Source organism: Aestuariirhabdus haliotis (assembly GCF_023509475.1).
GTDB classification, from domain to species: Bacteria; Pseudomonadota; Gammaproteobacteria; order Pseudomonadales; family Aestuariirhabdaceae; genus Aestuariirhabdus; species Aestuariirhabdus haliotis.
Window position 1 is genome coordinate 35,939 of the sequence record NZ_JAKSDZ010000004.1, and the last position, 12,106, is coordinate 48,044.

Consider the following 12,106-nt stretch of genomic DNA (forward strand, 5'->3'; position numbering starts at 1 on the left):
ACCCTCTGATCCCCTGCTGGCAAAGCCAGAATCCACTGGTATGCTTGATGGTCTTACACACTCAAAGACCATCATCGCTCAGGGGATAACATATGAAGCTCGAAACCATTGCCGTCCATGGCGGTTACCAACCCGACCCAACCACCAAAGCGGTCGCGGTACCTATTTACCAAACCACCTCTTATGCGTTTGATGATACCCAGCACGGCGCCGACCTGTTCGACCTCAAGGTTGAGGGCAATATCTATACCCGCATCATGAACCCCACCACTGCCGTATTGGAACAACGTGTGGCTGAACTCGAAGGCGGCATTGCAGCTCTGGCAACCGCCTCCGGGATGTCCGCGATCACCTACGCCATACAAACCATTGCCGAAGCCGGCGATAACATCGTTAGCATTAACAAGCTTTATGGCGGCACCTACAACCTGTTTGCCCACACCCTGCCCAAGCAAGGTATCGAAGTGCGCATGGCCTCCCACGACGATATCGACGCTCTGGCAGCCCTGATCGACGATCGCACCAAGGCCGTATTTTGCGAATCTATCGGCAACCCATTAGGCAACCTGGTGGATATCAGGGCATTGGCCGCCGCCGCCCACAGCAAAGGCGTACCGCTGATTGTCGATAATACGGTCGCCACCCCCTACCTGCTCCGCCCTTTCGAGCTCGGCGCCGATATCGTTATTCACTCCCTGACCAAGTACATGGGCGGACATGGCAACTCCATCGGCGGTGTCGTGGTTGATTCGGGCAAGTTCCCCTGGGCAGAACACGCCGAACGTTTCCCAACCCTCAACCAACCCGACCCCTCCTATCACGGCGTAACCTATACCGAGGCCCTTGGCGCCGCAGCCTTTATCGGCCGTTGCCGAGTGGTTCCCCTGCGCAATACGGGTGCCGCCATTTCGCCAATGAACGCGTTCCTGATTCTGCAAGGGATCGAAACCTTGCCACTGCGCATGGATCGCCATTGCGAGAATGCCATTGCCGTAGCCCAGTATCTGCAGCAACACCCACAGGTCGAATGGGTTAATTATGCCGGACTGGAAAGCAGCTCCGAATACGCACTCTGCCAACAGGAGATGGGTGGGCGAGCCTCCGGTATCCTCAGTTTTGGCATAAAGGGAGGCGCCGAAGCCGGGGCTCACTTTATCGATGCGCTGCAGCTGATTACCCGACTGGTCAATATTGGGGACGCAAAATCTCTGGCCTGTCACCCTGCCAGCACCACCCATCGCCAACTTAACGATGAAGAATTGGCGGCGGCAGGTGTGGCCAAAGATATGGTGCGACTGTCGATTGGCATCGAGCACATCGACGATCTACTGGCCGATATTGAGCAGTCCTTAAAAGCGGCCCAGTAACAGCGCCGTCAATCCATTTGGTGCTTTTGGTCATTGGCTCTACCCGTTGCAACTGCGACACTGAAAAGAAAAGGAGTGGAGCCATGGCCTTTAGCCCCGAGCAAGCCCGTCAGTTTGTTGAAGATAAAATCGCTTTTGTGCAACGCATGGGACTCAAAGCGGAGCGACTTGAACGCGGCAATGTCCGTTTACGGGCGCCACTCGAAGGCAACCAGAATCATATCGGCACCATGTATGCTGGAGCGCTGTTCACCCTCGCCGAAATCCCGGGCGGTGCGCTCTTTATGACCAGTTTTGATGTCAGCCGTTTCTACCCTATCGTCAAGGACCTCAAGATTGAGTTTCTGCGCCCGGCAAAAACCGATATCAGCTGCGAGCTGTCTATGGATAACGAGGAGATTGAACATTTGCAATCCCTGGCTAACGAACAAGGCAAAGTGGACTTTGTACTGGAAGCAAAACTATTGGACAGTGAGAACACTCTGGTTGCCCAATCCAAAGGGACTTACCAGCTCAGGCGAGTTGGCAGCTGACGCCTGATCGGCAATCTGTTCAACCAGGCGGACACTAAAAAGGGCTCAATAATGAGCCCTTTTTGCTACAACTACCAAGCCACTTACTGATGGTACTTCTCGGACAGTTCATGCACCGCCTCGACAAAAACACCGGCATGTTTGGGGTCAACGAACTGGTGAATGCCGTGGCCCAGATTAAATATGTGACCGTTGCCTTTGCCAAAGCCCTGTAGAATCGTTTCTACTTCTTCACGAATACGCGCCGGGGAGGCATAAAGCACGGAAGGATCCATATTGCCCTGCAGCGCTACTCGGCTGCCGATGCGCTGGCGAGCTTCGGCAATATCAATGGTCCAGTCCAGGCCGACACAGTCGGCTCCAGCATCGGCAATCTGTTCGATCCACTGTCCACCATTCTTGGTGAACAAGATCACCGGCACCTTGCGGCCTTCACTTTCTCGGGTCAGTCCGGCAACAATTTTCGCCATATAATTCAGCGAAAACTCGCGGTAGCACGCTGGGCTCAGGACACCGCCCCAGGTATCGAAGATCTGCACAGCCTGAGCACCCGCGGCAATCTGAGCGTTGAGGTAACTGATGACAGACTGGGCCAGCTTATCCAACAGCTGGTGCAATACTTCGGGTTGGCTAAACATCATCGCTTTAATTCGACGAAAATCCTTGGATGAGCCGCCCTCGACCATATAGGTCGCCAGCGTCCAGGGACTGCCGGAAAAACCGATCAGTGGCACTCGACCATTTAACTCACGGCGAATGGTAGTCACCGCTTTCATCACATAATCAAGCCCATCTGAGGGATCCGGGATTGGTAGAGCATCGACATCAGCTTCGGTGCGAACCGGCTTCTTGAAACGTGGCCCTTCACCGGTTTCGAAGTAAAGCCCCAAATCCATCGCATCAGGGATGGTCAAAATATCCGAAAAAAGGATCGCCGCATCCAGGTCATAACGTTCCAATGGCTGAATTGTCACTTCACAGGCCAGTTCAGGATTCATGCACAGGGACATGAAATCCCCAGCCTGGGCACGCGTCTCCTTGTACTCAGGCAGATATCGACCGGCCTGGCGCATCATCCATACGGGCGTTACATCAACGGGCTCACGTAACAGAGCGCGAAGAAAACGGTCATTTTTCAATTCGATCATAGGAACTCTTTTATTTGAATAAGACGCAGCAAAGGTGACGTACTATAGCAAACACCGGGGACGAAAAGGCAGCGCATAGCACTGCCACGTTCGCCGGTCATGATCGAGATCAAACTTCGAGGTAATCCAGAATACCTTCAGCCGCCTGCCGACCTTCCCAAATAGCGGTCACCACCAGATCAGAACCTCGCACCATGTCACCGCCGGCAAACACTTTGGGGTTACTGGTCTGGAATTTAAACTCCTGCTGCTCTTCGGCAATAACACCACCCCAGCTATTGATATCAATCTTGTGGTCCGCGAACCAGGGTTCAGGGCTAGGCTGAAAACCAAAGGCCACCAACACCACATCAGCAGGGATCACTTCATCACTGCCGGGAATAACCTCAGGCCGCTGGCGTCCATTTTCATCCGGTTCACCCAGACGGGTAGACACCACCTTGATACCTTCGACTTTACCTTCACCAACAATTTCCACCGGCTGGCGGTTAAACAGGAATTGAACGCCTTCCTCACGGGAGTTCTCTACTTCTTTTCGAGAACCGGGCATATTGGCTTCGTCGCGGCGGTAGGCACAGGTGACCGAAGCAGCACCCTGGCGAACCGAGGTACGGTTACAGTCCATCGCGGTATCACCGCCACCAAGAACCACCACACGCTTACCCTTCATGTCGATAAACTCACCCTTATCGTCATAACCAAGGCAACGATTGACGTTGGAGATCAGGAACGGCAATGCATCATGAACACCGGGAAGTTCTTCACCGGGGAATCCGCCTTTCATCGCCGTGTAGGTACCCATTCCCATAAACACCGCATCGTAATCATCCAGCAACTGCTGCATGGTGATCTCTTTGCCGATTTCGGTATTGAGCTGAAATTCGATGCCCATGCCCTCGAATACCTGACGACGGCGTTTCATCACATCTTTTTCAAGCTTGAATTCAGGGATGCCAAAGGTCAGCAAACCACCAATTTCCGGATGACGGTCAAACACCACCGCTTTGACACCATTGCGAGCCAGGATATCGGCACACCCCAAGCCAGCGGGACCAGCCCCGATGATAGCCACTCGCTTACCGGTCTCCTTGACGTGGGAGAGGTCTGGTCGCCAGCCCATGGCAAAGGCGGTATCGGTAATAAACTTTTCGGTCGCACCAATGGTCACCGCGCCAAAACCGTCGTTAAGGGTACAGGCCCCCTCACAGAGCCGATCCTGTGGGCACACTCGACCACAGACTTCAGGCAAGGTATTGGTCTGGTGACTCAGCTCTGCCGCTTCAATAATATTGCCTTCGGCAACCAGCTTAAGCCAGTTGGGGATGTAATTATGGACCGGACACTTCCACTCGCAATAAGGGTTTCCACACTCCAGGCAACGATGGCTCTGGGATTTGGATTCTTTGTGCGTGAACGGCTTATAGATTTCTACAAACTGATTCTTTCGTACATCGAGCTCTTTCTTGCTCGGTTCTGCTCTGGCTACATCCAGAAACTGAAAGCTGTTGTTCAAACGCTCAGTCATGGTGCCTACCTCATCAATGCTTTCTGTTTATACCTGCTGCGAAGCACGCTTCGCAGCAGGGTGCTATGCACTACCTGATGCAATCCCGATTACTCAGGGCGGGTACGAATACTGCTGAGCAGATCGTTCATATTGGCGGCTTTCGGCTTCACCAGCCAGAACTTGCCAATATAATCGTAAATATCTTCCAACAGTTCTTTACCCCAGGCACTACCGGTCTCGGCCACATACTCTTCAATAATATGGACCAGATGGGTGCGATATTGCTCCATCGACTCAGTATCAATTCGATGAATATCTACCAGTTCGTGGTTATAACGATCAACGAACTGTCGATTTCGATCGAACACATAGGCGAAACCACCCGTCATGCCTGCTCCGAAGTTGTGTCCAACCTCACCCAGCACGGTTACCAGACCACCGGTCATATATTCACAGCAATGGTCTCCGGCACCTTCGGTCACAACATGAGCGCCAGAGTTACGTACCGCCAGTCGCTCACCCGCTCGACCAGCCGCAAACAACTTACCGCCGGTGGCTCCGTAGACACAGGTATTACCGATAATAGAGGTATCCTGCGATTCGAACTGGCTTCCTGAAGGCGGCGTAATGACCAGCTTGCCACCGGTCATACCTTTGCCGACGTAGTCATTGGCATCGCCTTGCAAATACATATGCAAGCCGCCAGCGTTCCAGACACCAAAGCTCTGCCCGGCAGTACCGGTCAAGCGTACACTGATCGGGTTCGGCTCCATGCCGAGGTTACCGTGTCGACGGGCAATTTCACCCGAGATCCGGGCTCCGATCGAACGATCACAGTTACCGATGCTGTATTGGAATTCGCCACCGCTGGCACTGTCGATGCTTGGCAACATATCGTTCACCATACGCTCGGCCATCTCCGCACGATCGAAAGGATCGTTACGGTCGGCCTGGCACACCTGAGGCTTATCCGCTGGAATATGGTCATTGCTAAGTATCGGCGACAGGTCCAGATTGGCTTGTTTATCCGTGTAACCCGGCAGTGCCTGCAGTAGGTCCGTACGACCAACCAGCTCTTCCAGGGAACGCACACCCAACTTGGACAACCATTCGCGGGTCTCTTCGGCGACGAAACGGAAGAAATTCATGACCATCTCGACATCGCCGATAAAGTACTTTTCACGCAGCTCGTCATTTTGCGTAGCAACACCGGTCGCACAGTTGTTCAAATGACAGATACGCAGGTACTTACAGCCCATAGCAACCATCGGCGTAGTACCAAAGCCAAAGCTTTCGGCACCCAAAATGGCGGCTTTAACCACGTCAAGACCGGTTTTCAAACCACCGTCGGTTTGCAGGCGAATCTTGCCGCGCAGATCATTGGCTCTAAGTGCCTGCTGCGCTTCACTAAGCCCCAGCTCCCAGGGAGAACCGGCATAGCGAATCGACGTCAACGGACTGGCGGCTGTGCCACCATCATAGCCGGAGATCGTGATCAGATCGGCGTAGGCCTTGGCCACACCGGCGGCTATCGTTCCCACGCCCGGCTCGGAAACCAGTTTAACCGATACCTGAGCCTTGGGGTTCACCTGCTTCAGGTCAAAAATCAGCTGAGCCAAATCCTCAATCGAATAGATATCATGGTGCGGCGGTGGGGAGATCAAGGTCACACCCGGCACCGAATAACGCAGTCGGGCAATCAACTTATTGACTTTACCACCAGGTAACTGGCCACCTTCACCCGGCTTGGCACCTTGCGCTACTTTGATCTGCAGCACTTCAGCATTTACCAGATAATGAGGTGTTACACCAAAACGACCGGATGCAATCTGTTTGATTTTGGAGACTTTGTCGGTACCAAAACGGGCAGGATCTTCCCCCCCCTCACCGGAGTTGGAACGCCCACCGAGGCGGTTCATCGCTTGCGCCAAAGCTTCGTGAGCTTCTGGAGACAAAGCCCCCAGGGACATGGCCGCACTGTCGAAACGACGCACGATCGATTCGACCGGCTCGACCTCATTAAGCTCAACTGCCGTCAGATCTTCCCGAATCGCCAGCAGGTCCCGCAGGGTTGCCACGGGGCGCTGGTTGACCAGGTCCGCATACTGGCGATAGACGCCATAGTCACCCGTGCTCACCGCTTTCTGGATGGTACTGACTACGTCCGGGTTAAAAGCATGGTACTCACTGTCATGAACGTACTTAAGCAAACCGCCTTGCTGGATTTTCTTACGCTGTATCCAGGCTTCTTTGGCCAGAAGCGTCTGTTCCTTTTGCAGGTCTTCAAAGCGTGCACCTTGCAAACGACTGCTGACACCGCAGAAACAAAGATCCACCACCTCATCGCTTAAGCCAATCGCTTCAAACAGCTGGGAGCCTCGGTAAGAGGCAATGGTGGAGATGCCCATTTTGGACAGGATTTTCAGCAGCCCTTTGTTGATTCCTTTACGGTACGCCTTATGAGCCGCAATCTGGTCACTCAGCAGCTCACCGGTCTGGATCAGATCCCCCAGCACTTCATAGCTGAGGTAGGGATATACTGCCGTAGCACCAAAGCCGATCAACACCGCGAAGTGATGAGAATCACGGGCCGTACCCGTTTCGACGACGATATTGGCATCACAACGCAAACCTTGCCGGATCAGTCGGTGATGCACGGCGCCGGTCGCCATGGCCGCATGTATAGTAAGCTTGCCGGCGGTCAGGTCACGATCACTCAGGTGCACGACCACTTTGCCAGAGCGCACAGCGGCTTCAGCTTCGTCGCAAACACGCTCAATCGCCTGTTTTAGCGGCTCATTCGCATCGTAGTTAAGGCTGATGCAGGCGACTCCAATACCGAGTTCTTCCTCATTGGTGATATTGAGGAACTTGGTAGTCGAGAGGACGGGGGAACCCAGAATAACACGCGCCGCGTGTTCCGGGGTTTCCTCAAAGACATTGCGTTCGGCGCCAATACAGCTTTCCAGCGACATCACGATGGATTCGCGCAGCGGATCTATCGGCGGATTGGTCACCTGGGCGAACATCTGACGGAAATAGTCGTACACCGAACGTACACGTCCCGACAATACGGCCATGGGCGTATCGTCCCCCATAGAACCGACTGCTTCTGCGCCATTTTCCGCCAGGGGCCGCAGCACCTGGTCGCGCTCTTCAAAGGTTACCTGGAACATTTTCATGTGACTGTTCAGGGTGTCCTTATCGAAGTGCTCTACGCGATGCAGCTGCTCGATATACTTGGATTGAATACGTTTGGCTCCGCTCTTCAACCACTGTTTATAGGGTTGCTGGGTTTTGAGCTTGTTATCAATATCGTGGGCTTGCAGCAGCTCGCCGGTCTCGGTATCGATCGCCAAAATTTCACCCGGGCCAACACGCCCTTTGGCAATAACATCTTCTGGCTGGTAATCGAATACTCCGATTTCAGAAGCAACAGTCAGATAACCATTACTGGTGCGAACCCAACGTGATGGTCGTAAACCGTTACGATCGAGGGCGCACAGAGCATAACGACCGTCGGTAATGACCAGACCTGCGGGGCCATCCCAGGGTTCCAAATGCATGGAGTTGTATTCGTAGAACGCCCGTAGCTCGGGGTCCATAGTATCCACATTCTGCCAGGCCGGGGGCACCATCATGCGGATCGCGCGATAGAGTTTGACGCCGCCGGTTACGAGCACTTCCAGCATATTATCCATACTGGAGGAATCTGACCCGGTGCGGTTAACCAGCGGTTTGACCGCATCCAGATTCGGCAACAATTCGGAATGGAACTTGCTGGAGCGGGCTTCAGACCAATTACGGTTACCGGTAATAGTGTTGATCTCACCATTATGCGCCAACATGCGGAAAGGTTGAGCCAGCTTCCAACGAGGCATGGTATTGGTAGAGAAACGCTGATGGAAAACGCAAATTGCCGTTTCAAAGCGAGAGTCACCGAGATCCCTGTAATAACGCGGTAGGTCCACCGGCATCATCAGACCTTTATAAGACACAACGCGGTCGGACATCGAGCAAATATAAAAGTCAGGGTCATCAGCCATCGCCAGGCCGGCTTTACGGCGCGCCATGAACAATTTAACCGCAAAGTGGGCCTCGTCGATCTCATCCGGGCAATTGATAAATACCTGGTCGATCGTCGGCTCCTGTTCAATAGCGATAGGGCCTAAACATTCATTGTCAGTGGGGACGGTCCGCCAGCCTAGCAACTCCAGACCTTCGGCGGCGATTTCCTGACTTATCGCCTGACGACCGATTTCAGCTTTCTCGGCATCGGCACTTAAAAAAATCATGCCGACGGCATAGCGCTCGTTTAACTCTGAGGCATACTGCCCACGGGTAACTTCGCGAAAGAAAGAATCGGGTTTCTGAATCAACAGGCCACAACCGTCGCCGGTTTTACCGTCTGCTGCGATACCACCGCGGTGGGTCATACAGGTCAGCGCTTCGATCGCTGTCTGCAACAGATGATGGCTTTTTTCGCCTTCGGTATGGGCAATCAGCCCAAAACCGCAGTTATCTTTAAACTGCTCAGGATGGTACAGACCTGAACTCATAGGCACACTCCCACCGTATAATCTATTGGATAATCAGTTAGTTAGCCCCTTTATATTGTGTTATTTGTGGGACCGCAGGGAAAAATGGGTCAGCCATTTTACACACCGAGAGCTATTGCCACAAATTCAATCACATTTTTGATCATTGCCCGAAAGATATAACGGCAATATAGGAAGCAACGGGAAGACTTATTGCGGTTTCAAATAAAGAGGCCACATGTGCGGCGCAACGATAGAGATATCAGGGCTTTTTAATCTCAAGCTGGAGGGGGCCCAAGGCCCGGGCCCAGGGTTTTTGGGCCTGCAGTGCAGCTGACATTGATTTAACCGCCGCGAGCGCCGCCTCACGGCTTGGGTAACTGCCATATAGTGCGACATACCATGCCTTCCCTTGATGGCTAGTTTCCACCAGATGCCAGTTTGCCCCCTTCCCCATACGGCCGATAAAAGCCTCAACCGCTTGCCGTTGACGACCACCGAGCATCTGTAAACTATAGGCAGAAGGCGACTGCGCCAACAACCAACGCTGTGATGCACTCAAGGTAGGTAAGGTAACCGGCTTGGATTGAGCCTTGGGAGCAGGCTCTGGTTTTTCTGCCGGATCGGCCTGAGGTTTAGTAGCAGAAGCCTTTGAAACAGATGCCTTGGAAGTGGATTCGGTTTCCAGAGGCTCGACAGACTGCTTTGCTTCGGACGATGGGACCTCTGGCTTCTTGACCTCAGCTTCGACATCAATCAAAGCTGGCTTTACGCTCTCAGCTTCAGCCTTGATTTTGGTCTCGGGCAATCCGGACGTTTCCAAAGCAGCCTTTGATGATGGCTCCACCAAAACACTTTCCACTGGAGGCACCACAGCAACGCTTGAGCTTTTTTGACGCTCAACCACCTGCTGAGCGGCCGCGAGCAAACGCTGACGCGCCTGATCAGAACTTTGAGATGAATCTATCTGGGGCTGGGCGCTTTCAACAACATTGTCAGGAACCACTTCATCATCAAGCGGAACCCTGTTATCAACCGTCTCACTTCCCTGAAACAGCCCCTGCGCCAGATACGACAAAATCAATAGAGTTGCGATACCTACCACAGCCCACATATGAGCCTTCGGCAATCCGAGCCTGCGATTGGATTTTGCGACTATCTTGTCGTAATCCCTTTGCAATAGCTGATCGACGACACCTAAAACACCGCCTGTGCGCCTTAGAATATTTAGTCGAGCCTCCTCGGTAAGCCCACCAAGTTCTGGCCAACGACCGTGAGACTGTTGCAATGCCACGTAGTCTTCGAGAGAGTGTCCATCGAGTGGTTGCAACTCCAGTCTGTGGCATCGATCATGGCGTATATTTTTTTCAAGCGCATCATCGAGGAAAGCATCGGCAAAAGCCACTACCCTTATCCGCACTTGTGAGTTATTTGCCTTCTCAACCAGTTCAAACAAAAAACTCCAACAATCGCCAGAGAGTTCATGTGCATCATCAAAAACCAGCAGCAAAGGGTGGTGAACATACTGCTCCAACAAACCAAGCAACTGCGTAGGCTCAGCAACAGGTGTAAGCTCACCACCGCCCGAGGCCGTAATAATACGCTGAGATATTTTTAACGGAGATAATGCTTTCGAATTCTCTATAGCAGACAGGCCAACAGTTCCCTCGCGACGTGAGAGAAACTCATGATAAAGAGTGCTTTTTCCGGCGCCCTCCGGACCGCAGATCAAAAGAAAGAGCTCGCTAAACTGTATTAGGTGATCAAGCTTTAGCAATAAATCTTCACGGCCGGCCCCTAAAAACAGGGCCGAAGCCGAGGGCTCCGCGCTGAACAAGGCGTCCTCGAGGCGCTGCCTGAAAGCACTGCCATCTACCTTGATATTCGCTCCTTGCGACACCCTCGCCCCCTTAATTTGCTCCTAAATCAGGCCCGGCATTCAATGTTTGCTGCAACAGATCGATTGGGAAATCTGATGATATGACAGCATGCCCCATAGGCTTCAGAAGTACCAGCCGCAACGCACCATCCATTACTTTTTTGTCCACAGCCATCAAGGATATGAAGTCTTCTGCACTCATATCAGTCGGAGGAACAACCGGCAAACCTGCACGCAACAATAGCTTTTTCAAGCCAGCCACATCTGAATTCGCGATCCAACCTAGACGAGCCGATAAGTCAGCCGCCATCAACATCCCTACCGCAACCGCCTCACCATGCAACCACTGCCCATAACCCTGGTGAGTCTCTATCGCATGACCAAATGTATGCCCCAGATTAAGCAATGCTCGCTGACCGGATTCTTTCTCATCAGCCGCAACAATTTCTGCCTTAATTTCACAGGAGCGGTAAATCGCGTATTGCAAAGCCTCGACATCACGCTCAACCAGTTTCTCCATCGAGGCTTTCAGCCAACCATAAAAGGCATCGTCGTACAACAGGCCATATTTGATGACTTCTGCAATACCTGCCGATAGCTCACGGTCCGGAAGCGTGGATAAGCTATCTAAATCAACCAACACCAGCTGAGGCTGATGAAAAGCCCCTATCATATTTTTACCCAGGGGATGATTAACCCCGGTTTTACCACCCACTGAAGAGTCAACCTGAGACAGTAAAGTAGTAGGAATCTGTATAAACTTCACGCCTCGCTGGTAACTGGCTGCAGCAAAACCCGCCATATCGCCAACAACTCCTCCACCAAGAGCAATCAGGGTGGTGGTGCGGTTATGACGGTTTTCCAACAAACTGTCATAAATCAACGAAAGGGTTTCCAGTGTTTTGTATTGCTCTCCATCTGGAAGAACCGACACCGACACTTCATAATCATCCAGACCGGCAACGACCGTATCCATATACAGAGGCGCAACTGTCTCGTTACTCACTATTAACACTTGATTGCCCGAAATATGCTTCGTCAATAGCTCAGAATGTTGTAACAGTTGCTGGCCAATATGTATGGGATAACTTCTAATATCGAGATCAACAGTTAACGTTTGCATTTTTTTCTCAG

At 52.6% G+C, this 12,106-nt stretch carries 7 protein-coding genes; 2 read left to right on the forward strand and 5 right to left on the reverse strand.

Annotated elements, in window-relative coordinates:
• The first annotated feature begins 92 nt into the window (after nucleotides 1-92).
• Together MIB40_RS04715 and MIB40_RS04720 are read left to right on the forward strand one after the other, a co-directional pair.
• On the forward strand, nucleotides 93-1,367 hold the full coding sequence (locus MIB40_RS04715; protein ID WP_249691413.1) for a bifunctional O-acetylhomoserine aminocarboxypropyltransferase/cysteine synthase: 1,275 nt from the start codon (nucleotides 93-95) through the stop codon (nucleotides 1,365-1,367).
• Nucleotides 1,368-1,450: 83 nt separating this feature from the next.
• On the forward strand, nucleotides 1,451-1,900 hold the full coding sequence (locus MIB40_RS04720; RefSeq protein ID WP_249691416.1) for a PaaI family thioesterase: 450 nt from the start codon (nucleotides 1,451-1,453) through the stop codon (nucleotides 1,898-1,900).
• 83 nt (nucleotides 1,901-1,983) lie between these two features.
• Here the strand turns inward: MIB40_RS04720 and hemE are convergent, their stop codons facing one another.
• From hemE to aroB, 5 genes are all read right to left on the reverse strand, one after another.
• Complete coding sequence (gene hemE, locus MIB40_RS04725) at nucleotides 1,984-3,048, reverse strand: uroporphyrinogen decarboxylase (protein ID WP_249691418.1); 1,065 nt, start codon at nucleotides 3,046-3,048, stop codon at nucleotides 1,984-1,986.
• Nucleotides 3,049-3,157: 109 nt separating this feature from the next.
• Nucleotides 3,158-4,573, reverse strand: coding sequence for an FAD-dependent oxidoreductase (locus MIB40_RS04730; protein ID WP_249691421.1), 1,416 nt, complete (start codon nucleotides 4,571-4,573; stop codon nucleotides 3,158-3,160).
• An 89-nt stretch (nucleotides 4,574-4,662) separates the two neighbouring features.
• Nucleotides 4,663-9,114 carry a glutamate synthase large subunit gene (gene gltB, locus MIB40_RS04735; RefSeq protein ID WP_249691423.1) on the reverse strand — a complete coding sequence of 1,484 codons (4,452 nt, stop codon included), beginning with the start codon at nucleotides 9,112-9,114 and terminating at the stop codon, nucleotides 4,663-4,665.
• 241 nt (nucleotides 9,115-9,355) lie between these two features.
• Entirely contained in the window at nucleotides 9,356-10,993 is a 1,638-nt protein-coding gene (locus MIB40_RS04740) for an AAA family ATPase (protein WP_249691425.1), read from the reverse strand.
• A gap of 10 nt (nucleotides 10,994-11,003) precedes the next feature.
• Nucleotides 11,004-12,095, reverse strand: a complete 1,092-nt coding sequence (gene aroB, locus MIB40_RS04745) for a 3-dehydroquinate synthase (protein ID WP_249691427.1) — start codon at nucleotides 12,093-12,095, stop codon at nucleotides 11,004-11,006.
• Nucleotides 12,096-12,106 lie beyond the last annotated feature (11 nt).

Coding starts and splice junctions, on each gene's coding strand:
- MIB40_RS04715 (WP_249691413.1), top strand. CDS start 93: ATGAAGCTCGAAACCATTGCCGTCCATGGCGGTTACCAACCCGACCCA.
- MIB40_RS04720 (WP_249691416.1), top strand. CDS start 1,451: ATGGCCTTTAGCCCCGAGCAAGCCCGTCAGTTTGTTGAAGATAAAATC.
- hemE (WP_249691418.1), bottom strand. CDS start 3,048: ATGATCGAATTGAAAAATGACCGTTTTCTTCGCGCTCTGTTACGTGAG.
- MIB40_RS04730 (WP_249691421.1), bottom strand. CDS start 4,573: ATGACTGAGCGTTTGAACAACAGCTTTCAGTTTCTGGATGTAGCCAGA.
- gltB (WP_249691423.1), bottom strand. CDS start 9,114: ATGAGTTCAGGTCTGTACCATCCTGAGCAGTTTAAAGATAACTGCGGT.
- aroB (WP_249691427.1), bottom strand. CDS start 12,095: ATGCAAACGTTAACTGTTGATCTCGATATTAGAAGTTATCCCATACAT.